This window comes from Ruegeria sp. HKCCD7559 (genome assembly GCF_013110575.1).
Lineage (GTDB): Bacteria > Pseudomonadota > Alphaproteobacteria > Rhodobacterales > Rhodobacteraceae > Ruegeria.
In genome coordinates, this window is the sequence record NZ_WVQU01000001.1 from 755,933 (window position 1) to 780,395 (window position 24,463).

At 60.1% G+C, this 24,463-nt stretch carries 27 protein-coding genes and 1 tRNA gene; 14 read left to right on the forward strand and 14 right to left on the reverse strand.

Annotation, left to right across the window (positions count from 1 at the left end; genetic code table 11):
• The first annotated feature begins 15 nt into the window (after nucleotides 1–15).
• The 6 genes from argS to GS605_RS03805 all read left to right on the forward strand — a co-directional run bounded on the left by argS (nucleotide 16) and on the right by GS605_RS03805 (nucleotide 5,626).
• Nucleotides 16–1,761, forward strand: a complete 1,746-nt coding sequence (argS, locus tag GS605_RS03780) for an arginine--tRNA ligase (RefSeq protein WP_171723105.1) — start codon at nucleotides 16–18, stop codon at nucleotides 1,759–1,761.
• An 88-nt stretch (nucleotides 1,762–1,849) separates the two neighbouring features.
• Nucleotides 1,850–2,914 (forward strand): SPOR domain-containing protein, encoded by a 1,065-nt coding sequence (locus GS605_RS03785; RefSeq protein WP_171723106.1) that lies wholly within the window; start codon nucleotides 1,850–1,852, stop codon nucleotides 2,912–2,914.
• Nucleotides 2,911–3,918 (forward strand): beta-N-acetylhexosaminidase, encoded by a 1,008-nt coding sequence (nagZ, locus tag GS605_RS03790; RefSeq protein WP_171723107.1) that lies wholly within the window; start codon nucleotides 2,911–2,913, stop codon nucleotides 3,916–3,918. The genes GS605_RS03785 and nagZ overlap by 4 nt, the downstream gene beginning before the upstream one ends.
• A complete protein-coding gene (locus tag GS605_RS03795) occupies nucleotides 3,908–4,702 on the forward strand; it encodes a ScpA family protein (RefSeq protein WP_171204907.1) in 795 nt (264 codons plus the stop codon). Before nagZ ends, GS605_RS03795 begins: the two co-directional genes overlap by 11 nt.
• Nucleotides 4,695–5,345 carry an SMC-Scp complex subunit ScpB gene (scpB, locus tag GS605_RS03800; protein ID WP_171631878.1) on the forward strand — a complete coding sequence of 217 codons (651 nt, stop codon included), beginning with the start codon at nucleotides 4,695–4,697 and terminating at the stop codon, nucleotides 5,343–5,345. Before GS605_RS03795 ends, scpB begins: the two co-directional genes overlap by 8 nt.
• A gap of 65 nt (nucleotides 5,346–5,410) precedes the next feature.
• Nucleotides 5,411–5,626, forward strand: a complete 216-nt coding sequence (locus GS605_RS03805; RefSeq protein WP_171723108.1) for a hypothetical protein — start codon at nucleotides 5,411–5,413, stop codon at nucleotides 5,624–5,626.
• 3 nt (nucleotides 5,627–5,629) lie between these two features.
• On the opposite strand, the gene GS605_RS03810 is transcribed toward GS605_RS03805, so the two are convergent.
• The 8 genes from GS605_RS03810 to GS605_RS03845 all read right to left on the reverse strand — a co-directional run bounded on the left by GS605_RS03810 (nucleotide 5,630) and on the right by GS605_RS03845 (nucleotide 10,986).
• Complete coding sequence (locus GS605_RS03810) at nucleotides 5,630–6,709, reverse strand: 2'-deoxycytidine 5'-triphosphate deaminase (protein ID WP_171723109.1); 1,080 nt, start codon at nucleotides 6,707–6,709, stop codon at nucleotides 5,630–5,632.
• A 61-nt stretch (nucleotides 6,710–6,770) separates the two neighbouring features.
• Nucleotides 6,771–6,847, reverse strand: a tRNA-Pro gene (locus tag GS605_RS03815).
• A 61-nt stretch (nucleotides 6,848–6,908) separates the two neighbouring features.
• A complete protein-coding gene (locus tag GS605_RS03820) occupies nucleotides 6,909–7,514 on the reverse strand; it encodes a MerR family transcriptional regulator (protein ID WP_171723110.1) in 606 nt (201 codons plus the stop codon).
• An 18-nt stretch (nucleotides 7,515–7,532) separates the two neighbouring features.
• On the reverse strand, nucleotides 7,533–7,835 hold the full coding sequence (ihfA, locus tag GS605_RS03825) for an integration host factor subunit alpha (RefSeq protein ID WP_152458234.1): 303 nt from the start codon (nucleotides 7,833–7,835) through the stop codon (nucleotides 7,533–7,535).
• A gap of 96 nt (nucleotides 7,836–7,931) precedes the next feature.
• Nucleotides 7,932–8,903, reverse strand: coding sequence for a beta-ketoacyl-ACP synthase III (locus GS605_RS03830; RefSeq protein WP_171723111.1), 972 nt, complete (start codon nucleotides 8,901–8,903; stop codon nucleotides 7,932–7,934).
• Nucleotides 8,904–8,924: 21 nt separating this feature from the next.
• Nucleotides 8,925–10,013: a phosphate acyltransferase PlsX gene (gene plsX, locus GS605_RS03835; protein ID WP_171723112.1), complete on the reverse strand. Its 1,089-nt coding sequence runs from the start codon at nucleotides 10,011–10,013 to the stop codon at nucleotides 8,925–8,927.
• A gap of 24 nt (nucleotides 10,014–10,037) precedes the next feature.
• The gene (rpmF, locus tag GS605_RS03840; protein ID WP_008756996.1) at nucleotides 10,038–10,244 is read right to left on the reverse strand and encodes a 50S ribosomal protein L32; all 207 of its coding nucleotides are present in this window, start codon (nucleotides 10,242–10,244) and stop codon (nucleotides 10,038–10,040) included.
• A gap of 205 nt (nucleotides 10,245–10,449) precedes the next feature.
• A complete protein-coding gene (locus tag GS605_RS03845) occupies nucleotides 10,450–10,986 on the reverse strand; it encodes a DUF177 domain-containing protein (RefSeq protein WP_171631895.1) in 537 nt (178 codons plus the stop codon).
• Nucleotides 10,987–11,071: 85 nt separating this feature from the next.
• Between GS605_RS03845 and GS605_RS03850 the strand changes: the two genes are divergently transcribed.
• From GS605_RS03850 to GS605_RS03860, 3 genes are all read left to right on the forward strand, one after another.
• Nucleotides 11,072–11,545, forward strand: a complete 474-nt coding sequence (locus tag GS605_RS03850; RefSeq protein ID WP_171631898.1) for an outer membrane protein assembly factor BamE — start codon at nucleotides 11,072–11,074, stop codon at nucleotides 11,543–11,545.
• 84 nt (nucleotides 11,546–11,629) lie between these two features.
• Nucleotides 11,630–12,385: a GNAT family N-acetyltransferase gene (locus tag GS605_RS03855; RefSeq protein ID WP_171723113.1), complete on the forward strand. Its 756-nt coding sequence runs from the start codon at nucleotides 11,630–11,632 to the stop codon at nucleotides 12,383–12,385.
• Between the two features lie 68 nt (nucleotides 12,386–12,453).
• Nucleotides 12,454–14,262, forward strand: a complete 1,809-nt coding sequence (locus tag GS605_RS03860) for an ABC-F family ATP-binding cassette domain-containing protein (RefSeq protein ID WP_245217968.1) — start codon at nucleotides 12,454–12,456, stop codon at nucleotides 14,260–14,262.
• Between the two features lie 435 nt (nucleotides 14,263–14,697).
• Here GS605_RS03860 and GS605_RS03865 read toward each other — a convergent pair whose 3' ends face one another.
• Together GS605_RS03865 and GS605_RS03870 are read right to left on the reverse strand one after the other, a co-directional pair.
• On the reverse strand, nucleotides 14,698–15,252 hold the full coding sequence (locus tag GS605_RS03865) for a sugar O-acetyltransferase (protein WP_171723114.1): 555 nt from the start codon (nucleotides 15,250–15,252) through the stop codon (nucleotides 14,698–14,700).
• Nucleotides 15,253–15,262: 10 nt separating this feature from the next.
• Nucleotides 15,263–16,018, reverse strand: a complete 756-nt coding sequence (locus GS605_RS03870) for a 3-hydroxyacyl-CoA dehydrogenase (protein WP_171723115.1) — start codon at nucleotides 16,016–16,018, stop codon at nucleotides 15,263–15,265.
• Between the two features lie 532 nt (nucleotides 16,019–16,550).
• Here GS605_RS03870 and GS605_RS03875 point away from each other — a divergent pair.
• Nucleotides 16,551–17,123 carry a hypothetical protein gene (locus GS605_RS03875; RefSeq protein ID WP_171723116.1) on the forward strand — a complete coding sequence of 191 codons (573 nt, stop codon included), beginning with the start codon at nucleotides 16,551–16,553 and terminating at the stop codon, nucleotides 17,121–17,123.
• Here GS605_RS03875 and tyrS read toward each other — a convergent pair.
• Nucleotides 17,111–18,394 carry a tyrosine--tRNA ligase gene (tyrS, locus tag GS605_RS03880; RefSeq protein WP_171723117.1) on the reverse strand — a complete coding sequence of 428 codons (1,284 nt, stop codon included), beginning with the start codon at nucleotides 18,392–18,394 and terminating at the stop codon, nucleotides 17,111–17,113. The two genes, GS605_RS03875 and tyrS, sit on opposite strands and share 13 nt — an antisense overlap.
• Before the next feature lie 230 nt (nucleotides 18,395–18,624).
• Here tyrS and GS605_RS03885 point away from each other — a divergent pair, with 230 nt between their 5' ends.
• The 3 genes from GS605_RS03885 to GS605_RS03895 all read left to right on the forward strand — a co-directional run bounded on the left by GS605_RS03885 (nucleotide 18,625) and on the right by GS605_RS03895 (nucleotide 20,614).
• Nucleotides 18,625–19,773 (forward strand): anhydro-N-acetylmuramic acid kinase, encoded by a 1,149-nt coding sequence (locus GS605_RS03885; protein ID WP_171723118.1) that lies wholly within the window; start codon nucleotides 18,625–18,627, stop codon nucleotides 19,771–19,773.
• A 78-nt stretch (nucleotides 19,774–19,851) separates the two neighbouring features.
• Complete coding sequence (locus GS605_RS03890) at nucleotides 19,852–20,142, forward strand: hypothetical protein (RefSeq protein ID WP_171723119.1); 291 nt, start codon at nucleotides 19,852–19,854, stop codon at nucleotides 20,140–20,142.
• A 10-nt stretch (nucleotides 20,143–20,152) separates the two neighbouring features.
• On the forward strand, nucleotides 20,153–20,614 hold the full coding sequence (locus GS605_RS03895) for a hypothetical protein (protein ID WP_171723120.1): 462 nt from the start codon (nucleotides 20,153–20,155) through the stop codon (nucleotides 20,612–20,614).
• A gap of 17 nt (nucleotides 20,615–20,631) precedes the next feature.
• Here GS605_RS03895 and GS605_RS03900 read toward each other — a convergent pair whose 3' ends face one another.
• Both GS605_RS03900 and GS605_RS03905 read right to left on the reverse strand, forming a co-directional pair.
• Nucleotides 20,632–21,399, reverse strand: coding sequence for an extensin family protein (locus GS605_RS03900; protein WP_253283256.1), 768 nt, complete (start codon nucleotides 21,397–21,399; stop codon nucleotides 20,632–20,634).
• Between the two features lie 97 nt (nucleotides 21,400–21,496).
• The gene (locus GS605_RS03905; RefSeq protein WP_171723122.1) at nucleotides 21,497–21,916 is read right to left on the reverse strand and encodes a cupin domain-containing protein; all 420 of its coding nucleotides are present in this window, start codon (nucleotides 21,914–21,916) and stop codon (nucleotides 21,497–21,499) included.
• Nucleotides 21,917–22,001: 85 nt separating this feature from the next.
• Here GS605_RS03905 and GS605_RS03910 point away from each other — a divergent pair, with 85 nt between their 5' ends.
• Entirely contained in the window at nucleotides 22,002–23,420 is a 1,419-nt protein-coding gene (locus GS605_RS03910) for a YdiU family protein (protein ID WP_171723636.1), read from the forward strand.
• A 14-nt stretch (nucleotides 23,421–23,434) separates the two neighbouring features.
• Here GS605_RS03910 and GS605_RS03915 read toward each other — a convergent pair whose 3' ends face one another.
• Nucleotides 23,435–24,394: a DMT family transporter gene (locus GS605_RS03915; protein WP_171723123.1), complete on the reverse strand. Its 960-nt coding sequence runs from the start codon at nucleotides 24,392–24,394 to the stop codon at nucleotides 23,435–23,437.
• Between the last annotated feature and the right edge of the window lie 69 nt (nucleotides 24,395–24,463).

Consider the following 24,463-nt stretch of genomic DNA (forward strand, 5'->3'; position numbering starts at 1 on the left):
AAAAGGACATCCGAAATGAACCTGTTTTCCGAGATCCGCGGCCTTGTACTGGACGCGCTGGCGCAGATGCAGTCCGAAGGCGCATTGCCCGAGGGGCTGAGCTTTGACAACGTGGCGGTCGAGCCGCCGCGCGATGCGGCCCATGGGGACATGGCAACCAACGCCGCGATGGTGCTGGCGAAACTAGCCAGGATGAAGCCGCGCGACATTGCGGATGTTCTGGCCGGGAAACTGGCGGCGGATGACCGGATCACAAGCGCAGAAGTGGCAGGGCCCGGTTTCCTGAACCTGCGTCTTGCGCCGTCCGTTTGGCAAGGTGTGTTGGCGGCGGTTCTGGAAAAAGGCACCGATTTCGGGCGCTCGACCATGGGGCAGGGTCAGAAGGTCAATGTCGAATATGTCTCGGCCAACCCGACCGGTCCGCTGCATGTCGGGCACACACGCGGCGCGGTGTTCGGGGATGCGTTGGCAAGCCTGCTGGCCTATTCGGGCCATGACGTGACCCGTGAATACTATATCAACGACGGCGGCGCGCAGGTGGATGTGCTGGCGCGGTCGGCTTACGAACGTTATCGCGAGGCCAATGGCCTCAGCCCCGAGATTGCCGAAGGGCTGTATCCCGGCGACTATCTGATCCCGATCGGCGAGGCGCTGAAAGAGAAATATGGCGACAGCCTGATCGACAAGCCGGAAAGCGAATGGCTGGAAGAGCTGCGCGAGTTTTCGACCGACGCGATGATGGACCTGATCCGCGCCGACCTGAAGGCGCTGGGCGTCGAGATGGATGTGTTCTTCTCGGAGAAATCGCTCTATGGCACGGGCCGGATCGAGGCCGCGCTGCAATCGCTGACCGAAAAGGGCCTGATCTATGAAGGCGTGCTGGAGCCGCCCAAGGGCAAAAAGCCCGAAGATTGGGAGCCGCGCGAACAGACCTTGTTCAAATCCACCGAACATGGTGATGACGTCGACCGCCCGGTCAAGAAGTCGGATGGCAGCTGGACCTATTTCGCCCCCGATATCGCCTATCACTATGACAAGGTGAGCCGTGGCTTTGACGCGTTGATCGACGTGTTCGGGGCGGATCATGGCGGCTATGTCAAGCGGATGAAGGCGGCCGTGTCGGCCTTGTCCGATGGCAATGTGCCGCTGGATATCAAGCTGACGCAGTTGGTGAAACTGTGGAAAAATGGCGAACCGTTCAAGATGTCGAAACGGGCCGGGAACTTTGTCACCCTGCGGGATGTGGTCGATCAGGTTGGTCCCGACGTGACCCGTTTTGTGATGCTGACCCGCAAGAACGACGCGCCGCTGGATTTCGATTTCGACAAGGTATTGGAACAGAGCCGCGAGAACCCCGTGTTCTACGTTCAATACGCCCATGCCCGGGTGATGAGCGTGCTGCGCCGTGCCGCCGAGGCGGGGATCGACGCCACCGACGACACCTTGCGAGGGGCCGATCTGGCGTCGCTGGACCACCCCGCCGAACTGACGGTTGCCAAGAAGCTGGCGGAATGGCCACGCCTGGTCGAGATCGCTGCGCGGACCAACGAACCGCACCGCGTCGCCTTCTATCTGTATGAACTTGCAGGGGATTTTCACGCTCTGTGGAACAAGGGCAATGATGAAACCCAGTTGCGTTTCATTCAGGATGGCGATGTTGCCACAAGCCAGTCGAAAATTGCGCTGGCCAGGGCCGTTTCTGTTGTGATTTCAGCGGGCTTGGGTATTCTTGGCGTCACCCCGGCGCAGGAGATGCGGTAACAAATATCGCCCGAACCGCCGGTACGAGGTAGGCAAGAAATGACCCGCGCGCCTTATTTTCGGGCGCGAAGCGGGCAGTGAGGCGGACATGGCGAGTTACGATTTCTCGGGGCACCAAAGCCCCGGGCAGAATGATTACCCGAATCAAGCGCATTTCGAGGATGCGTATGACTATCCCGACGAGATGCAGGATTACGACGCGCCGCGCGGCGCGTTCGGACTGGGGCGGGCGGTCAATTTCCTGGGGGCTGTCGCATCGTTGGCACTGGTCGCCGGCGTCGGTATCTGGGGATACAAGCTTGTCATGCGGGATGTCAGCGGCGTGCCGGTCGTGCGTGCGGCCGAAGGGCCGATGCGGGTGCAGCCCGAAAACCCGGGCGGAACACCGGCCGATCATCAGGGCTTGGCCGTCAATGCCGTGGCCGCCAAGGGCAGTGCTGCCGCCCCGGCGGATCGTCTGATCCTTGCGCCGCGGCCGGTCTCGTTGACGGATGAAGACGTACCTGTCGCTGATCTGAAGCCGACACCAGCGCTGCATGTCGTGGAAAAGCCGATTTCAACCCAGGAAGCCGCCCGATTGCGCCAGAACGCAGTGGATGCGCTGGTTGCGGAATTGGCTGGTGAAGCAGCCAAAACGCAGCGAAGCGCTGAGGATGGCGTGCAGGTGGCATCGCTGACCACCCCGGAGGAAGAACCCGCAATTGACCCGGCCGATTTCGCAGCAGCCTTGCCGGACCCGGCCATTGCCTCGCTGCCGGGCGTGCGCCGGTCCTTGCGCCCCTTGACCCGCCCGGCACGCGCCTCACGCAGCCGGGTGTCGCCAAGTGAGAATTCCGAAGACGCTATCAATGCTGCGGTGAAGGCTGCGGTTGGGTTGGATGTTGATCCTGATACGCTGGCGAAAGGCACGCGTCTGGCGCAGCTTGGGGCCTATGACAGCGTTCAGGTTGCCCAAACGGAATGGGATCGCCTGAACGGGAAGTTCAGCGAATATATGGCCGGAAAACAGCGCGTTATCCAGAAGACCTCAAGCGGTGGGCGCACCTTTTACCGCCTGCGCGTGCTGGGCTTTGAAGACCTGAGCGACTCGCGCCAGTTTTGTGCCGCGCTTGTTGCGCAAGGGGCTGATTGTATCCCGGTGGCCGTCAGGTGAAGTACGGTGCCGCGATCACCGATGCAGAGGGCCTGCGCCTGACGCAAAAGGAAAAAGACTTGTTTCGGCAAATGAACCCGTTCGGGTTCATTCTTTTTGCCCGCAACATCGACCACGCGGATCAGGTGCGCGCCTTGTGTGATGATTTCCGCGAGGCTGTCGGGCGCAATTGCCCGATCACCATCGATCAGGAAGGTGGCCGCGTGCAGCGCCTGCGGGCGCCGCTGGCCCGCGAATGGCTGCCTCCGTTGGATCACGTGGCCAATGCCGCCGAGCAGGCCGAGCGCGCCATGTATCTGAGGTACCGCCTGATTGCCGATGAATTGTTTGGTCTGGGCATCGACAGCAACTGTGCGCCCATGGTGGATGTCGCGCGTCCCGAGACGCACAAGTTTCTGAAGAACCGCTGTTATGACGCTGATCCTGAACGCGTTTCCAGAATTGGCAAAGCCGTGGCGCAGGGTCATCTGGATGGCGGTGTGTTGCCGGTGCTCAAACACATTCCGGGCCATGGACGCGCCACGTTGGACAGCCACCATGACTTGCCGCATGTGGATCTGCCCCTGGATGAGCTTGAGCGCAGCGATTTCGTGCCGTTCCGGGCCTTGAACGACCTGCCGATGGGGATGACTGCGCATTTGGTCTATGACCGGATTGACCCGCAACCTGCCACAATCTCGGCAACCATGATGGATGTGATCCGCGACAGGATTGGCTTCGGCGGGCTGATCATGACCGATGACATCGGGATGAAGGCGCTCAGCGGAACGCCCGCTGAGGTGTCGCGGCAAGCCATAAGCGCGGGCTGTGACGTCGTTCTACACTGCAACGGAAGCTTTGCCGAGCGCGCCGAGGTGCTGGAAGCTGCCGGGGAAATGTCCGATGTGGCACAGGCCCGCGCAGAACGGGCGCTGGCGATGCGCAAAGCTCCGCAGGAACTTGACATCCCTGCCGTCGAGGCGGAACTATCTGCCCTAATGGGCGGGCAGGTATATGAACGATAATCTTTTCAGCGAAGACCCTGTCTCGGTCGCAGATCGTCTTGCGGCCGAAGCGCTGATTGTTGATGTCGATGGGTTCGAAGGCCCGCTGGACGTTCTTCTGACCCTGTCGCGCACGCAGAAGGTCGACCTTCGGAAAATCTCGGTTCTGGCGCTGGCGCAGCAATACCTTGCCTTTGTCGAAAAGGCGCGGGCGCTGCGGATCGAACTGGCCGCCGACTATCTGGTGATGGCGGCCTGGCTGGCCTTTTTGAAATCCCGCCTGCTGTTGCCGCCAGATCCGGATGACGAAGGACCATCGGGTGAGGAACTGGCCGCACATCTGGCGTTTCAGTTGGAACGTTTGCAGGCGATGCGCGATGCGGCTGCGCGGTTGATGGCGCGCGATCAGCTGGGACGGGATTTCTTCAAACGCGGGCAGGGCGAAGATATCACCCGGATCCGCACCGTCACCTATTCCGCCACGCTGCTGGATCTGATGCAGGGCTATGCCCGCATCCGCACCCGTGATGAATTCCGCCCGTTTGTGATGGACCGCGATTCGGTATTCACCATGGAACAGGCACTGGAACGGATGCGCCCGCTGATCGGGTTTGCCGGGACATGGACCGACATGGAAACTTACCTGCCCGACGGCTGGGATTCCGACCCGGTACGGCGCAGGTCGGCAACGGCGGCGACCTTTGCGGCCTCGTTGGAACTGGTGAAAGAAGGACATATGGAAATCAAGCAGAGCGAGACATTCGCTCCGATCCAATTGCGCAAGAGGACCGAAACACGTGACTGATGCCCCTGAAGAGACCGGTACGCTGTTCGAGGCGCCTCCGCTGGCAGAGCAGGAGCGTATGGTCGAAGCCGTTCTGTTCGCCAGCGCCGAGCCGGTGACGATTGCGGATCTTGAGGCGCGGATGCCCCATGGCAGCGACGCGGCGCAAGCGGTTGAATTGCTTCAGAAACGGTATGAGGGGCGTGGCGTGCGCGTTGTGCGTGTAGGGGACGCCTGGGCCATCCGCACGGCCCCTGATCTGGGCTTTCTGATGCAGAAGGAAACGGTCGAGACGCGCAAACTCAGCCGCGCTGCGATCGAAACTCTGGCCATCGTGGCCTATCACCAACCCTGCACACGGGCCGAGATCGAGGAAATCCGGGGCGTGTCGGTCTCGCGCGGGACCATCGATCAGTTGCTTGAGATGGAATGGATCAAGCTGGGCCGCCGCCGCATGACGCCGGGCCGTCCGGTGACGTTTGTGGTGACGCCTGAGTTTCTGGATCATTTTGGCCTGGAGAACGCGCGCGACCTGCCAGGCCTGAAAGAACTGCGCGCCGCGGGATTGTTGGAGAATCGGCCCCCTCCGGGTGCGATCCCTTTGGGCGAAGGGCGCGAGGACGAAGTTGATGAAGACCAGAGCGAGTTGTTCGAAGAAGATTGATCGAACAGCCCTTTTGTTGCCGCATAAAGCGTCTATCTTTGAGCGTGCGGACGCGGAGTTGAGCGATGAATGCAAACCGGATCATCGACATGATTGTGCGCCAGGTCATGCGCCGTCTGGTCAACAAAGGTGTGAACAAGGGTATCGATCTGGCCAGCCGAAAGGGCGGCGGATCCGGCACATCGAATGGGCCCGGAAAAACCAGTGCACCGCGACATGCGCAGAACCTCAGGCACGCACAGCGCGTGACCCGTCAAATGCGCCGGTTCATGAAGTTCTAGGGGTCAGCTTGCGGCTTTGAAGTGCTTTGACAGTTTCAGGCCCTGACCCTGATAGTTCGAGGCAATGCCCGCACCATAAAGCTGCGTCGGCATTTCAGCCATTTTCTCATAGACCAGACGCCCGACGACCTGTCCGTGTTCCAGCACGAATGGCGCTTCGTGGCAGCGCACCTCAAGCACGCCACGGGAACCGGCCCCCCCGGCAGCGGCATGGCCAAAACCGGGATCGAAGAACCCTGCATAGTGCACTCTGAACTCACCAACCATCGCCAGATAAGGCGCCATTTCAGCCGCGAACATCGGTGGTATGTGCACCGCCTCGCGGCTGACAAGGATATAGAACGCGCCGGGGTCCAGGATGATGCAACCATCTTTGGTGCGCACCTCTTCCCAATAGTCTTGCGGATCGTATTCACCGATTCGATCCAGATCGATCACCCCGGTATGAGGTTTGGCGCGATAGCCCACCAGATCGGTCTCGGGCAGTTGCAGGTCGACCGAAAAGCCCAGACCGTCCTGAATGACGGCAGGTCCGTCCACAAGCGGAGATTCGGCATGCAAGGACCTCAGTTCCGCATCGGACAATACGGCCTGACCCTGGCGGAAACGAATCTGATTCAGACGCATCCCGGGACGAACCAGAACCGAGAACGAGCGCGGGCAGATTTCGGCATAAAGTGGGCCTGTGTAACCTGCGGGCACGCGGTCGAACTCGGTGCCGCCATCAGTGATCGTCCGCGTCAGAAGGTCCAGCCGCCCGGTCGAGCTTTTGGCGTTGGCCACGGCGCTCATGCTGTCGGGCAGGGCAAGCGATTCCATCAGGGGCACCAGATAGACGCAGCCCTTTTCCAGAACCGCGCCATCCGAGATATCGATGCGGTGCATCTCAAACTCGGTCAAGCGATCCGTGACAGTCCGGCCTTCGCCCGCAAGAAACGAGGCGCGTACACGGTAAGCCACTGTTCCCAGTCGTAAATCAAGGCTGGCAGGTTGAATCTGGGCAGGCAGAACCTCTGGGTCGGCGGTGATCTCACCGCGCGCGATCATCGCCTCTAGCTGTTGGTTTGGGCAAACACCTGTCATCTCGATCCCCCCTGGTGCCAGAGCGGGATCTGGCCTGTATGCCATAAACGTCGGTGTAATTTGGTCGGGCTAGCAGGACTCGAACCTGCGACCTTCCGTCCCCCAGACGGACGCGCTACCAGGCTGCGCCATAGCCCGACGTTGGGGTGTTCATAAAGATTTTCCCGGCAGGGGCAAGAGGAAATCAATGCCTTTTGTCCTAACCCGTCGCCTGTGTTTCAACCCGGTCCAGCCAGCGGCGCAGATCTTTTGCAATCGGTGCGATGCGCCGCAGCAGGTCGTCATCAAAATCTGTCTGTTTCCACGCAAGCGACGCGATTCCACCCATCAAGGGCGCGGCATCCAGTTCGGGCTCTGGCTCCGGCTGTGACGCGTCAGAGGCGCGTGCGTTTTTCTGCGCATCGTCCTTACCGGTTGGCTGGATCGGGTCGCGCAGATCCATGCGAATCTGTTCCGTGGCTGCGGCGGGCTTTGGTTCGAACGGCACCACGGTGTCCTGGGCAGGCGCAATCGGGGCTGGGCCGGGATCGTCCAGGGAAGGGGACAGCGCCGCGACATGTGCGACGCCTTGTTCGCGCAGGATACGCTGGACACCTTTGATCGTGATTCCGTCTTCGTGGAGCAGTTTTTTGATCCCGCCCAAAAGACGCATATCATTTGGGCGATAATATCTGCGCCCACCTGCGCGTTTGACGGGCTTTACCTGCGTGAACCGGCTTTCCCAGAAACGCAAAACATGAGCCTGAACACCGAGCCAGTCCGCAACTTCGCTTATGGTGCGAAAGGCATCGGGGGACTTACTCATAACCTGGACGTCCTGAACTTACTTGCGGTTCCCGGCTGCGACGCGATCTTTCATCAGATGCGACGGGCGGAAAGTCAGCACACGGCGCGGCTGAATCGGGACTTCTTCGCCGGTTTTGGGGTTGCGACCGACACGGGCAGTCTTGTCGCGAACACTGAATGTGCCGAAAGACGAGATCTTCACCTGTTCACCACGCACCAAGGCGTCGGACATGTGGTTCAGAACGCTTTCAACCAGCTGCGCACTTTCGTTCCGTGACAGACCTACCTCACGAAAGACGGCTTCGCTCAGGTCCATTCGAGTCAGTGTTTTGTCGCCCATGCTAATTCCCCTGTTGCTATTGAAGCATATGGGTATGGCAAATTCGCTGTCAATATCAATGAATTGCGGGCGGCTGTGTAAGCCGGTTTGCGCCGGTTACCAGCGCAGAACCACTGCGCCCCAGGCCAGACCGCCGCCAATGGCTTCGGTCACGATCAGATCACCCGGCTTGATCTGTCCGCGCTGCTTGCCCACGGACAGGGCCAATGGGATGGATGCGGCCGAGGTGTTTCCGTGATCCTGAACGGTCACAACCACATTTTCCATCGGCAGGTTCATTTTTTTGGCGGTGCCCTGAATGATGCGGATATTGGCCTGATGCGGCACGATCCAATCCACGTCGGAATTGCCCAGCCCCGCTCGTTCCAACGCTGTTTCCGCTGTTTTTGTAAGCTTTTCAACGGCATGGCGGAAAACCTGATTGCCCTGCATACGCAGATGTCCGGTGGATTGTGTCGAAACGCCGCCATCGACATAGAGAAGATCCTTGTAGCGCCCGTCCGAATTCAGGTCGGTTGCCAGAATACCGCGGTCCTCGGCGGTGCCTTTGCCCTCTTGGGCCTCCAGCACCACTGCACCGGCGCCATCGCCGAAAAGAACACAGGTGGACCGATCGGTCCAATCCATGATCCGTGAGAAAGTCTCGGCCCCGATCACCAGCACGCGTTTGGCCTGACCTGAAACAATCAACGCATTTGCGTTGGACAGTGCAAAAACGAATCCGGCGCAAACAGCCTGCACGTCAAAGGCAAAACCCTTGGTCATGCCCAGCCGTGCCTGAACCATGGTGGCGGCCGAAGGAAAGGTCAGATCCGCCGTTGAAGTCGCCAGTACGATTGCGTCAATATCATCCGCCGTCAGGCCTGCGTCGGCCAGCGCAGCTTGGGCGGCATTGGTGGCCAGATCGGATGTCGTCTCGTCCTCGGCTGCAAAATGGCGGCGTTCGATCCCCGAGCGGGTCTTTATCCATTCGTCGGTTGTGTCCAGGGTTTTTTCAAACTCGGAATTGGGGACAACGCGCTCAGGCAAATAATGCCCGACACCTACTACAACTGAACGGCCTGCCATTTTCCGGTACTGCCTTTTTTGTTATTTATCTGTTTGCGGCGCTGATTGCGCGGCATCTTGTGCAAGCTGGGCAGTGGATGCAACCCGCGCAGCCAATTTTTCGGAAAAGCCGGACTGCGCCAAAGTGAAGGCCAGTTTGATTGCAGCTGACACGCCTGTCGCGTCAGCGCCGCCGTGGGATTTCACCACGGTGCCGTTCAGCCCCAGAAACACACCACCATTCACGCGTCGCGGGTCGATCCGTTTCTTCAAACGGTTCAGCGACGTGATAGCCAGAATCGAGGCCAATCGGGATAGCGGGGAGTATTTGAACGCTTGCCGCAGCAGGTCGCCGATCAGGCTTGCCGTACCTTCGCCGGTCTTGATCGCGACGTTGCCGGTAAAGCCATCGGTTACAATGACATCCGCCTTGTCACCGGGGATGTCGCTGCCTTCGACGAAACCCACGAAATCGAAATTCGCCTGTTCCGCGAAGCCCGCGATCATCAAGTGCGCTTCTTTCAGTTCGGCGCGCCCCTTGTGTTCTTCAGTGCCGACATTCAGCAGCCCGATCCGAGGGCGGTTCAGGGCCAAACCGTTGCGCGCGTAAGAGGCGCCCATCAGGGCGTATTGCAGCAAGTCCTTGGCGTCGGCGCGCACATCTGCGCCGACATCCAGCATCACGTTGAACCCCTGAGGGTTGCGCGAGGGCCACAGTATCGCGATGGCCGGTCGGTTCACGCCCGGTAGTTTGCGCAGGCGCATCATCGACAGGGCCATCAGCGCACCGGTATTGCCGCAGGACACCGCGCCATGGGCTTCGCCCTGGCGTACCGCTTCCAGCGTGGACCACATCGAGGTCTCTTTGCCGTTGCGCACGACCTGACTGGGTTTGTCCTCCATCGTGACCACGCCCGAGCAATCACGAAAAACGACGCGCCCCTCAAGGACACGCCGTTTGGCGACAAGCTTGCGCAATACCTGTTCGGGCCCGTGCAGCAAGAACCTGATGTTCGGGTTCTTGTCGGCCGATTTCGCAAGACCGGCAACAACGACAGAGGGACCTGCGTCCCCACCCATAGCGTCGACCGAGATGGTTATCCGTCCGGCGTGCGTGGGCTGTTCAGTCATGCCTTGGTCTGCGCTCGATCAGGCTTAGGCTGCGTCTTCGTCCAGATCGATTTCATCGGCCTGAGCGACGACTTCGCGATCATCATAGTGGCCGCAGGATGCGCAAACGTGGTGCGGGCGCTTCAGCTCGCCGCAGTTCGGGCATTCGTTCGGGTTTGCAGCAACCAGAGCGTCGTGTGCGCGGCGGTTGTTGCGACGCGACTTGGAAACTTTGTTCTGTTGGACGGCCATGGTCTCAACCTTTGTCTGACTGGGGGTCGCAGATTCGCTGCCGACCCGGGTTTCGTAGTTCGTTTATCGTGGTTTGACGCGCGTTTAGGCGACGGGCCCCGCAATGTCCAACCCTAAATCCGATGAGCGCGCGAAAATACTGCGATTCTCGGTATGTTCAAGCGATTTTTCTGACCGCCTGCTATGACAGGAAATCTGCGTTCTGTCACTCGTCTTTTTTGAGCGTATCGCGCAATCCTGCCAATCCGGCGAAAGGTTTGGCGTCTTCGTCGGTCATCGCCTGTTTTCCGGGTTCGGTATAGTCTGCCTGACCCAGTTCCGCACCCTCCTTGCGCGGGTATTGTGGCAGGGCCAGCGACAGCGCCTCGACCATCACCAATGCGGGGTCGATTTCCGGGCCCAAGGGCTCGGATTCGTCATCCTGCGGAATTTCGAACTCGGGTTCATCGGGGTCGGTCCAATCGGCCAGAAAGGTGCGATGCACGGGAATGTCGATCCGGGTCGTGACCGGCTCAAGCGTCACGACACAGGGTTGGATCACGGTTGCACCGAGTTTGCCGTTGAGAACCCAGTCGCGCTTGCCCTGTGCGCGAAGCTCGCCGGAAAAGCTGAGTTTGCGCAGCCCCAGCAGCCCCAGATCTTGCCTGATCTCATCCAATTCGGCGCTTGCGGGGCGCAGTTCAAAGGGTGTCGGGGCGTTCTGGGGCAGGTCAGCCACCCGAAATGATGTAACGTTGCCCATTCGTGAGCCTTTCTATGTGTTGAACCGTGGCAGCGGTTTCTGTAATCGGATAGAAGCCGCAAGAGGCCAAGGCAAGAGGGTGTGCATGTTGAAGGTAGTGAACCGGTTGAAACCAGCGACGAAATCGCTTGTGTTTGTTGCCTGTCTGGCTGCGGCCGGGGCCTGTACGCCGATCTACAAGAATCACGGCTATGTGCCTCCGGCCGAGGAACTGGCCGAAATCAAAGTGGGCGTGGATACGCGCGACAGCGTGGAAGAAGCCATCGGCGCACCGGGTGCGTCCGGGGTCGTGCGGGATACGGGCTATTACTATGTCCGCTCGCGGGTCCGCCATTACGGCCCGAAACGGCCCGAAGTGGTGGCGCGCGAACTGGTCGCCATCAGCTTTGATCAGCGTGGAGTGGTCAGAAACATCGAGCGTTTTGGCTTGGAAGACGGCATCGTGATTCCGCTGGAACGCCGTGTGACCGATTCCAACGTTCAGGACAAAGGCTTCCTGCGTCAGCTGTTGGGCAATATCGGCAACTTCAACCCGGCCAATATTCCTGGCGCCAACTGATCGCGGCGGAACCTTGCGTTGGTCACAAGGCGGTCACATGTCTTGTGTTAACGGTGTCGTGCCGACACTCGTGGGTCGGCACCCATGGAGGACGCGACCGTGGCGGCGGCAGTTATGTTAAGCAAGGGGCGCTATCGCGCCCGTCTGGCGGAATCGGCCGAGGATATCAGGGCCGCACAAAGCCTGCGGACATTGGCATTCGGCACCCGGCAACCGGACATTGACGCTTTTGACGCGCAATGCAGCCATGTCCTTGTTGAAGATATGCGATCCGCCGGGCAGTTGGTCTGCTGCTTTCGGTTGCTGACAATGGAACATGGCGGTGAAATCGGACGCAGCTATTCAGCACAGTTCTACGACCTGAGCTCGTTGGCAGGGTTCAGTGGCCGCATGGTCGAGATGGGCAGGTTTTGCGTTCATCCGGGCCTGAACGATCCTGACATTCTGCGTGTCGCCTGGGGTGCAATGACGTCCTATGTCGATCAACACAATGTTCAGATGCTGTTTGGATGTTCGTCCTTTGCCGGGACCGAAACCGGGCGATACCTTGATGCCTTTGCGATGCTCAAACATCGCCACCTGGCCCCGAAACGGTGGTTGCCGCGGGTCAAGGCTCCGGACGTGTTCCGCTTTGCCGCACGTCTGCGGCGCCGGCCGGATGCGAAAAAGGCCATGTCGCGCATGCCGCCCCTGTTGCGAACCTATCTGATGATGGGGGGGTGGGTGAGTGATCACGCGGTTGTGGATCGTCACATGAACACGTTGCATGTGTTTACCGGGCTTGAAATCGGGGCGATCCCGCCGGCCCGAAGACGCCTGTTTCGGGCATTGGCCGTTTAAGGTGAGTATTTCCGAAAAGGTGAAAACAGGGCGTTGACGCAGTGTGGCCGCCGGTTTAGCTGGCGGGCATGGCGAGAATTCCTTTGTTGCAGATGTCCGGCATATCCCTGACTTTCGGGGGCGAACCGGTGTTTTCCGAACTGGATCTGGTGGTACAGCCCGGTGACCGCGTGGCGCTGGTTGGGCGCAACGGGTCGGGCAAATCCACGCTGATGAAAGTGATGGCTGGCCTGGTCGAGGCTGACCGCGGTGAAATTGTCGTGCCGCCCGGAAAATCCGTGGGCTATATGGAGCAGGACCCGACGATGGAGGGCTTTGCCACCCTGGGCGACTATGCGTCGAGCGGTTTGGAGCCGGGGGAGCTCTACAAGGTTGAACGGGCGGGTGCGGGGCTGAAATTCGATCCTGCGCGCGCCGTTGAGACTGCTTCGGGCGGTGAAAGGCGGCGGGCGGCATTGGCCAAGCTGATGGCCGAGGCACCGGACCTGATGCTGCTGGACGAACCGACCAATCATCTGGATATCGAAGCCATCGCGTGGCTGGAGCGCGAGCTTGGGTCGACACGAGCGGCGTTTGTGCTGATCTCGCACGACCGGGCCTTTTTACGGGCACTGACGCGGGCGACACTTTGGATTGATCGGGGCGCTGTCCGACGGCAGGAGCAAGGTTTTGACGCGTTCGAAGCTTGGCGAGACAAGATCTGGGAAGAAGAAGACCAGCAGCGTCACAAGCTGAACCGTCTGATCAAGTCCGAGGCCAAATGGGCGGTTGAGGGCATTAGCGCCCGACGCAAACGCAATCAGGGCCGGGTGCGGGCCCTACAGGCGCTGCGGGCCGAAAAGGCGGCACAGATCAAGCGTCAGGGTTCCGCTGCGATGACGCTGGAGGCCGGGCCAAAATCGGGCCGCAAGGTGATCGAGGCCAAAGGGCTGGCCAAAGGGTTCGGCGACAAGCAGATCGTTCGGAATTTTGATCTTCTGGTGCAGCGCGGTGATCGTGTGGCCTTTGTCGGGCCGAACGGGGTCGGCAAGACGACCTTGCTGAAGATGCTTCTGGGGCAGGTGGAGCCGGACGAAGGTTCGGTGTCGCTGGGCACCAATCTTGAGGTCGCGGTGTTCGATCAGACCCGCGCGCAACTGGACCCCGAGATGAGCTTGTGGGACAGCCTGACCGGCGACCCGGATATGCGGGTTTCCGGCAAGGCCGATCAGGTGATGGTTGGCGGGCAGCCCAAACATGTCGTGGGCTATCTCAAGGAATTCCTGTTTGACGAGCGGCAGGCAAGGGCGGCTGTCAAATCCTTGTCGGGTGGGGAAAAGGCTCGGTTGCTGCTGGCCAAGTTGATGGCGAAATCTTCCAATCTTCTGGTGCTGGACGAACCGACCAACGATCTGGATGTCGAAACGCTGGATCTATTGCAGGAACTGCTGGACGACTACGATGGAACAGTTCTGCTGGTCAGCCACGACCGGGATTTTCTGGACCGCGTTGCAACGACGACCATCGCGATGGAAGGCAACGGGCGGGCGACCGTCTATGCCGGCGGCTGGTCCGACTATATTGCGCAGCGGGGCGAAGTTTCCGAGAAAAAAGACATCAAGACAAAGCTTTCCAAGCCGAAGGTGAAGCAGGAAGCAAAAGCCAGATCGGGATTATCCTTTTCCGAGAAGCACCGTCTGGAAAAGCTGCCGGCCGAGATTGAACGGCTGGAGGCCGAGATTGCAAAGCTCGAAGAATTGATGTCCGACCCCGAGCTGTTTACCCGCGAGCCGGTCAAGTTCCAGAAAGCGTCCGAGGCGCTTGTCGAACGGCAAGACAAGTTGTCGGCGGCCGAAGAGGAATGGCTGACACTGGAAGAGAAAGCCCAGGCTGAGTAGACGCCAACTGCGCGCGCCTTATCAGGCGGCGTTTAAAAGTTGCTGAAAGCCGAGTTTCGCCTGCTGCTTCGGTTTTGCCGGGGACCGGGCCAGCCGATCCGCGCCATTTCGTTCAGCTTGATTCGGCTGCGACCCCGTCGATCGTTTTCATGCAAGTGGCGAGATGAAGCGCGTTCAAATGCGTCTGCCACGGTTCGCGGCTGTTCCAAATTGCATGGAAGGCAACGACACCAGGATATGTCGCAACCATATGCGGGTCGTTTTGGGTGCATTCTTCTTCGGCGTAGGCGATGTCTCTTTCGAGTTCGGCGCAGTCGAAATCCACCTTGCCCGGGCGCCCCTCCTTGGGGACACGTTGACCCGGCGCGGCCTGATCAAAAAAACAGGCGCTACGCCCCGCGAACAAGACCCTGGTGGATTGGCGGAAGAGCAGGGTTATCGGCCGGCGCGTATCGGCCGGGCAGGGTTTCCAACCACGGTCTCGCCGGCGGGAACGTCTTTTGTCACCACGCTGCCCGCTCCGATGATGGCATGGTTGCCGATCGTAACGCCCGGCATGATGATCGCGGCCCCGCCGATCCAGACGTTGTCGCCGACCCTGACAGGGTGGGCAACTTCGAGGCCCTGAGCGCGCAAGGCAGGATCTTTCGCGTGTTCGGCGCAATAGATCTGCACCGCAGGTCCAAGCATCGTGTCATTCCCAATCGTCACCGGCGCGGTGTCGAGCACGACACAGCCTGCGTTGAAAAACACGCGGTCTCCCAACGACAGGTTTATTCCGTAGGCACAGTGAAACGGAGCCTCGAGAAAGCTATCCTGACCAAAGCCCGCGAACAGGGCTGCCAGTTCCGGCGCGATGGCCCCACGGGCATCCGGCGGGCATGTGTTATGGGCATGAACGGCCCGGCGCGCTTCGGCGCGAAGCGCATCCAGTTCCGGGTCAAGGCAGCAATACCATTCACCCGCTTCCATTTTCTGCCGCTCGGTCATGAGCCCCGGTTTAGCGCATACGCAGGGCACCGTCGATGCGGATGACCTCACCGTTCAGATAGCCCATCTCGACGATAAAGCCGGCCAGTCGTCCGTATTCATGCGGATCGCCAAGGCGGGCAGGGTTCGGGACGTCGGCGGCAAGCTGTTGTTGCACCTCTTCGGGCAGGCCCGCAAGCATCGGGGTCATGAAAATGCCCGGCGCGATGGTCATGACCCGAATGCCGGTCGAGGCCAGGTCGCGGGCCATCGGCAGCGTCATGCCCACGACGCCGCCCTTCGAGGCCGCATAGGCCGCCTGACCCTTTTGCCCGTCATACGCAGCGATCGAGGCGGTGTTGATGATCACCCCGCGTGCCCCGTCTGGTTCGGGTTCATTCTTTGCCATTTCGGCAGCGGCCAGCCGGGACACGTTGAAGGTGCCAACCAGATTGATGTCGATCGTACGCTGGAAAGCATCCAGAGGGTGAGGGCCATCCTTGCCGACGGTCTTGATACCATAGGCGATACCGGCGCAATTCACCGTGGCCGTGATCTTGCCCATCTTGTCCATGCCATGGCGCACGGCTGCGGCCACCGACTCTTGGTCGGTTACATCCGTTTGTGCGAAATGCCCGCCAATCTCGGCGGCGACCTGTGCGCCACGATCCGCATCACGATCCAGAATGGTGACCTGCGCGCCTTCCGAGGCGAAGTGGCGTGCCGTGGCTTCGCCAAGACCGGATGCGCCTCCGGTGATGAGGGCGGCAGTGGTGGACAGGTGCATGGTGAACTCCTCCCGAGGATATGAACACTTGTTCAATAACTGCATTTTGGGGCCAGAGTCCACATATTTGAGAAGGCAGGAACTTGGTTGGCGGGTAGGGTCCTTGGCCCCGATTTTTCGGCCGATCCTCAACAATACTTAATGCCGACTTCACGAAAACGCGCCTGTTCGTGAGCGAAGAACTCGGCGCCTTTGTGTGTTTTTCCGTCAGGAGGATCTGTTATGGTAATAAGTACGAAACACATACTGGGTGCAGTTGTCGCTGTGCCCGTTTTTGGAATGGTGATGGTTGGCGATGCCGCTGCCGCACCGGAAACCTGCAACTGGAAAACGGCTCGGACTCTTGCCAACGCGGGGGACTATGCCGGGTTGTGCGATTGTGTGCAGGTAACCCCGAGTTTTCTGGACAGGCTTCAAAAGCGTGCCGACTTTGAAACAACTTTGACTGTAACCGGAGCGCAATGCCCGGGGCTGGCCGCGTTGCTGACGGATTTGCCGACGGCAAACCTGTCTGGTTCGGCGGAAAACCGGGGTGAAAGCCGCGGATCTGAACCCGGTGGGTCTGGATTCGCCGATGCTGGTGGAGCTGTCGGAGGCGGTGAAAGTGGCCCCAGCGGCGCGTCTGAAGAAAGCGATAACAATGGAGGTGGCCAGTCCGGCGGTGGAGGAAGCGAATCCGGCGGTGGCGGTAGTGAAACCGGTGGCGGTAGTAAAACTGGCGGTGGAGGTGAATCCGGCGGTGGCGGTGAAACTGGCGGTGGTGGTGAGTCCGGCGGTGGTGAGTCCGGTGGCGGTGGTGAATCCGGCGACGGAGGTGAATCTGGCGGCGGCGGTGAACCCGGCGGCGGCGGTGAAGGCAAAGGCGAAGGTAAAGGCGGCAAGGGTAAAGGTGGTGGCAAGGGCAACAACGGCCATGGCAATGGCGGTGAAGGCAGCAGCCCGGGCCGCGGTCATAACGCCAACAATGACGAAAGTGGCGACCGGCCCGGTCGTGGCGGCGGAAAAGAACGCAGATAAGCACGGCTTGCCGAATGAAAAACGGCCACCCGTTTGGGTCGCCGTTTCGATTTCGTGTCTTTCAGCCTTGCCGGGTCAGCCCAGTTGAACCAACGCGTGGCGCTTTTTGCCTGCGCTCAGCTTGATCGGCGAAGACAGGGCGTTTGCGTCGATCATCAGCCCCGCATCGGTCAGCGGCGCGTCGTCCAGCTTGGCACCGTTTTCGGCGATCAGGCGCTTGGCCTCTTTGCCGGATTTTGCCAAACCCGATTTGACGAAGAGCTGCACGATAGAAATCCCCTCTCCAATTTCATCAAGCGTTAGCGATATAGTCGGGAGTCCAGCCAAGAACTCAGAGGGAAGGTAGTTTTCTCCTTCACGGGCTGCCATTGTACCGAAAATACCTTCAGCAGCATCCATGGCGGACTTTGCAGCTTTTTCGCCATGAAGTAGCGCAGTAACTTCGTAAGCGAGTATCTTTTTAGCGCTATTGATTTCCGCGCCACGCAAAGCCCCCAATCGTTCACATTCTTCAACGGGAAGTTCTGTGAAGATTTTTAGGAATCGGCCCACGTCAGCGTCTGTTGTGTTGCGCCAAAACTGAAAAAACTCGAATGAGGAAAGCATATCTTCATTCAGCCAAACCGCGCCGCCCTGAGATTTACCCATTTTGCGTCCGTCGCTGGTGGTCAGCAGCGGGGTCGTCAGGCCATAGATTTCATGATCCAGCACGCGGCGGGTCAGGTCGATGCCGTTGACGATGTTGCCCCATTGGTCCGAGCCGCCCATCTGCAAAACGCAGTTATACCGGCGGTTCAGCTCCAGAAAGTCATAGGCTTGCAGGATCATGTAGTTGAATTCGAGGAAGCTCAGCGATTGCTCACGATCCAGACGAGATTTCACCGATTCAAACGATAGCATCCGGTTAACCGAGAAATGCCTGCCGATGTCTCGCAGAAAGTCGAGGTAGTTCAGACTGTCCAGCCACTCGGCATTGTTCAGCATCAGCGCGCCGGTTTCGCTGTCATCATAGGACAGGTACTTGGCGAACACCTTTTGCATCCCGGCGATATTGGCGTCGATTTGTTCGGGCCCCAGCAGGGGGCGTTCGTCCGAACGGAACGACGGGTCGCCCACCTTGGTGGTACCGCCGCCCATGAGGGTGATCGGCTTGTGGCCGGTTTTTTGCAGCCAGCGCAGAACCATGATGTTCATCAAATGACCCACGTGCAGCGACTGCGCCGTGGCGTCATAGCCGATATACGCTGTTTGCACCCCACTAATCAGCGCGTCGTCAAGGCCCTGATAATCGGTGCAGTCGGCGAGAAAGCCGCGCTCGATCATCGTGGCGATGAAATCCGATTTGGGGTGGTAGGTCATATCGTGCCCTTTGGGTTAATGTTGCGGGGCACTGTATAGGCGGCAGCGCGTGGGAGGAAAAGCCACCTTTTCACCTCGGGCGCGGGGTGTGGTCGAGGGTGTCGATCCAGACACGCGCGCTGAGAAAAAAATTGCCGGGCCGGTCCGGAACGCTTGCCTTTGCGCCCCAACAGAAGGCACGTTGACCGGGCTGCAACCCAAAGGTGAAATCCCGGACCCGGAGGCGGCGAATGACACAGCCAAGTCAGGAGGCAAGCTTGGGCCAGACCATCGCGAAACACGGAAAGCTCCGGGCTTTGGGCGCAATGTCCGGCACATCGATGGACGGGGTTGATGCCGCGGTGGTGGAAACCGACGGGCATTTGATTTACGGGTTTGGGCAAAGCGGATACCGCGCGTATTCGGATGCGGAACGCGATGTGTTGCGCGCCGCGCTGGGCCAGTGGCATGGACCCCAGGTCGATGCGGCGGCAGAGATGGTGACAATCGCCCATGCCGAAGCACTGTCCGAGTTCGAGGATGTGGATCTGATCGGCTTTCACGGACAGACGCTGGCGCATGAGCCGCGCGGGCGCGGGACATTGCAGGTCGGTGATGGGCTGGGGCTGGCGCAGGCCCTCGGGCGCCCGGTGGTCTGGGATTTCCGCAGCGACGATGTGGCGATGGGGGGCGAGGGGGCTCCGCTTGCGCCATTCTTTCATTTCGCCTGTGCCAAATGGTTCGGCGCGGACCGGCCGCTGTGTTTCCTGAACCTGGGCGGGGTCGGCAACCTGACCTATGTGGACCCGGCGTTCGAGGGCCCCGAAGCGCCCGGTGCGTTGCTGGCCTTTGATACAGGCCCGGCCAATGCGCCGGTCGATGATCTGATGCAGGCCCGGCTGGGGCTTCCGATGGACCGCGACGGGGCGCTTGCGCGCGATGGAACGGTGGAAATGGGCGCGCTGGAGCTGTTTCTGGCCGAGCCGTATTTTTCTCGCATGCCGCCGAAATCTTTGGACCGGAACGATTTTTCGGAAATGATCGGTTTGGTCAAGGAACTGGATGACGCTGACGCGGTGGCGACCCTGACCGGTATGTGCGCCGCAGCTGTAGTGCAGGGGATGGAGCATTGTCCGAAACCTCCGTCTTGTGTGTTGGTCACCGGGGGCGGCAGACGCAACCCGGTGCTGATGGAGATGTTGCGCGTGTCGCTGGATTGCCCGGTCGAACCGGTTGAGGCGGTGGGGCTGGACGGCGACATGCTTGAGGCGCAGGCGTTTGCCTATCTGGCGGTGCGTGTCGCGCGGGGGCTGCCGACCTCTTGTCCCGGAACCACCGGCGTCAAGGCGCTTGTCGGTGGCGGGGTCGTCAGTACGGTGTCGATGGACCCGGTCGGATAACCCGATCCGGAAAACAGTTCAAAAAAACAACTCTTTGTGCGACGATTGCCCGGACCGATGGATCAGGGGCATGGCAGTATGGCGACCAAGGCAGAGCTTGAGGCCGAGTTGGAGAAGTTGCGGAAGCGGAATGCGACGTTGGAGGCGCAGGCCGAAAAGGAATCGGGTTCCGATGATCCGCCTGAGGGCGCCAAATCGTCGGATGAAATCCGGCAGCTGCTGGAAGACCACGGGATCGACCTGAGCCAGGTTCAGTCCTTGGGACATGACGTTGCCGAGGAGTTCGGTCGGCTTCAGAAAGACTATCCGATCACGGCGTTGCTGATTGCGTTTTCGCTGGGGTACGTCGTCGGGCGCGCGCAGGGCTAGGAGGCGGATTATGAGCAGACTGAGCAAGAACCTGGTTACGATCTATCGGACCGAACGTTTGATTGCACGCCGCCGTCTTGGGGTGGTTCAGCAACAGACCATACTGATGGGCATCGCGGGCATCGCGGCATTGTCGGCGGTGGTGCTTTTGAATGTCTCTTTTTTCTTGGCGCTTCAGAGCGCGATGTCACCGGCATCGGCGGCGGCGCTGTTGGCCTTTGGAAACATCGTTTTCGCCGGGCTTATTGTGCTGATTGCAAGACGCCGAAATATCGACGACGAAGTCGCACCGGCCGTCGAGGTGCGCGATATGGCCATAGCGGATATTGAAGACGAATTGGAGGAGATGACGGCAGAGGCCAAAGAGGTCGTGCAGGCGGTCAAGAGCATTGGATCGAACCCTTTGGGATCGGCAGCGACGCTGCTGGTACCGCTGATCAATTTGTTGATCAAAAGCCGAAGCGACAAATAGAGGCGCAACCCGAAGGTTCATCGACACACCGGAGCGCCCTTGCGGCGGGCCGTGTCAAAATGGAAATGCCCGACGTGATAGCGGTCGGCGTCCGGGCCAAGCACGGTTCCGAATATGCCGCAGGCGCCTTCGTGCAACTCTCTCAAAACAGCGCCTTGCGCGTTGCTCCATCCGTCCCGGACCGTGATCTGTGTTCCGTCCTGTAGAACGAAGGTCGATATGTCGATCGCCCTTCCGCGCGCATGTTCCGAGATGCGTGAACGCGGCTGGTTGTTCTGGGTCTTGCAGGCATAGTGGCCAACGATCCGCATCCCCTTCAGCCCGCCGCCCATATCGGCAAAGGCTGGCTTGGCCGTGTTTTCGATCCACGTTTTCAGCGTGACCGCTGTCTGGCAGTCCATCAATGAGAACTGGCTGAGAGCGATATCTGATATTTTGTGAACCCGAACCGGGTTCGTGATCCCGCATCCGCGGGCCTTTCCGGCGACGGGCTTGCGAGTTTCACCCAGAATGGTCCAGTCGCCGCACACGGCGCCCCGTTCCTGCATTCGTTCACGGCCCACTTCGAATTTCCGAAACTTGCAGGGTCGCAGGGCAGGACGCCTGGAAACCAGCACCGCAGGTTCGGCTGTCACGATCGGGTCAGCATCTTCAGCCGTTTCTTCCCCGTTCAGTTCTGGCGCAGTCAGATCGGATGCAAGACGGGCCTCGGCGCAAGCGGGCTCTGCGCTGGCCCATGCTGCGCTTTGACACAAGAACAAGACAGTCAGCAGGACCTGCTTCATACTCACTCGTTACTCCGTCGCCTGTGGCTGCGTGTACAGAATGATCAATGGGCAACCGTCTGTAAACTCTCCTTTTCCGAGATCGTTGAACGTCGGCTTACGCCTTGGGGATATCGAAGCCCGGGGCGGCCAATTCAAATCCTTCAAATTGGAAGCCGGGCGAGACTGTGCAACTGACCAGCGTGTAATCACCCGTGCTGCGGGCGGCTTGCCAATGGCCTTCCGGGACGATCAATTGTGGTGCGCCAGCGGAAAGGTCGTGTGTCAGCACATGTTCGGTGGCGGGGCCTTGGTCGGTTGCGCTGAGCGACAGGACAAGCGGCGCGCCGGCATGGTACAGCCAGATCTCGGTCGCATCGACACGGTGCCAATGGCTGCTTTCGCCTTTCTGCAACAGGAAGTAGATGCAGGTGCCGGTGGGGCGACCTTCGTTTTCGGCGCGCCATGTCTCGGCATACCAACCACCTTCGGGATGGCGTTGCAGGTTCAGGCGGTCGATAATCTCTTGTGCGGTCATGTGGTTCCTCGTGTTTGGGTGCGATTATGCACGGGCCGGTGTGATCCGCTATGGTATTCATGCGTCCGAGGGATATGTTTACGGCATGACCCTGAAAATCCCCTTCGATAACTCTTATGCCCGCCTGCCGGATGCGTTCTTTGCACGGCAGTCACCGGTTCCCGTGCGCGCGCCAAGGATGATTGCGTTCAACGATGATCTGGCCAGGTTGCTGCGGATATCGCCCGGAGGCGTCGAGGACATGGCCGAAGCCTTTGCGGGAAACAGTATTCCCGAAGGTGCCGAGCCCATCGCACAGCTTTATTCCGGGCATCAGTTCGGGCAGTACAACCCGCAGCTGGGCGACGGACGTGCGGTGTTGCTGGGCGAGACGGTTGGAACGGACGGGGTGCGCCGGGACATCCAGCTGAAAGGTTCGGGTCCTACGCCGTTTTCCCGCCGGGGCGATGGCCGGGCCTGGCTGGGGCCGGTGCTGCGGGAATATGTGGTGTCCGAGGCGATGCATGCCCTGGGCATTCCGACCACACGCGCCTTGGCAGCCGTGGAAACCGGCGAGACCGTCTTTCGTGAAGCTCCGATGCCCGGAGCTGTTCTGACCCGGGTTGCATCCAGTCATCTGCGGGTGGGGACCTTTCAGGTTTTTGCAGCGCGTGGGCAGATGGACAGCCTGAAGCGCCTGACGGACTATGCCATTGCGCGGCATTACCCAAAGGCAGATGGGCCGATGGGCCTGTTACGTTCGGTGCGCGATGCGCAGGCCGGTTTGATTGCACGATGGATGAGCGTGGGGTTCATCCATGGGGTGATGAATACCGATAACTGCTCGATCGCGGGTGAGACCATTGACTACGGCCCATGTGCGTTCATGGACACTTATCACCCCAACACCGTCTACAGCTCGATTGACCGGATGGGTCGTTATGCCTATTCGAACCAGCCTGATATCGCGGTGTGGAACCTCGCGCAGTTGGCAACGGCCTTGATCCAGCAGATGGACGACAAAGAGGCCGCCGTGGAAGAGGCGACCGAGATCGTCCACGCGATGCCGGACCTGCTGCAACAGAACTGGTTGTCCCGGTTCCGGGCAAAGATCGGACTGGCAACCGCGGACGAGGGCGATCAGGAACTGATCACCGACCTTCTGAAGCGCATGGCCGGGGGGCAGGCGGATTTCACCAATACCTTCCGGGCGCTGGGCGGTGGCACGGCGCGGGATCAGTTCCTTGACCCGGCAGCGTTTGACGCTTGGGAAAAAGACTGGCGTGCACGGTTGGCGCACGAAGCGGCGCCACTGGAGGTGATGACTGCCGCAAACCCCGCATTCATTCCGCGCAATCACCGGATCGAACAGATGATCCAGGCGGCGGTGCAGGGTGATTACGCGCCCTTCGACCGGCTGAACGCTGTGTTGGCGCGACCGTACGAGGATCAGGGGGATGCGGAAGACCTGAGGCGTCCTCCGGCCGAAAATGAGGTGGTCCATGCAACATTCTGCGGGACGTGACGCGAGGCCTGCATCTATTTCCGCAGGATTTCCACCACCGCGGCGCTGACGATCAGGATGGCGCCCAGAAACTCACGCAGGCCAAATGGTTCTCCTGACAGGGCGGCGGCTGAAGCGATGCCAACGACAACCTCGCTCATCAGCAGCAGGCCGACCTTTGCGGGGGACAGCTTTGTTGCTGGCCAGATGGTCATGTAGATCATGGGCAGGACATAAAAGGTGGACAGCATTGCATATCCCGCTATGCGGATCGACTCTTCGCCCGTGATGTTCGGCAGGGTTTGGCCCCCAAGCATCAGCAGGCTGACAAGCGACAGCAACAGCGCGCCAATCACAAAGGCAAAGACCTGACCCGAGATGGTCATGCTGCCAGCCTTGTACAGGCCCAGTGTACCCAATGCCCAGCATATGCCCGATGCCAGTGCCAGCCAGTCACCCAAGTTCTGCGGCCATGGCACGAACCCGGCGCCTCCGAGCACGACAAACAGCCCGCCAAGCCCGCAGATCAGACCCGCAAGGCGCATCAGGCTCAGGCGTTCTTTCAGAAATACGACGCCCAGAATCGTGCCCCAGATCGGGGTGAGATAGAACAACAGGATCGAGCGGACGACGTCGGTGTAGACAAGGCTGATTGAATACAGGCCGAATGCAGCCCCTGTGAACATTCCGCTGAGCATCAAATCGCGCCATTGCCGGGCCAGCATGCGCCTGTCGGACCAGACGAAGGGGCGCAACGCAATCAGGGCCGCGCAGTACATCGCGATCCCTGACCAGGGGCCGGTCAGGCCCTGATCAAAGAAAAACCGCACCGGAATCCAATAAAGGCCCCATAGCGCGCCGCCTGTCACCAAAACGATACTGGCCCGGGTGCTGTTGTCGGGTTGGGTCTGGCTCAGGCTCATGCGGGCCCCGCTTTGGCTGCGATGCGTTGTCGTCACCGCATCGGGATAGAGCGTTGCAGGGCCGGGGATCAAGCGGAACCTTCGCTTTGATATCAGCCAGGTTTCAATCGCCGAAATAGGAGGCAGATTGCTGGGGGCGGA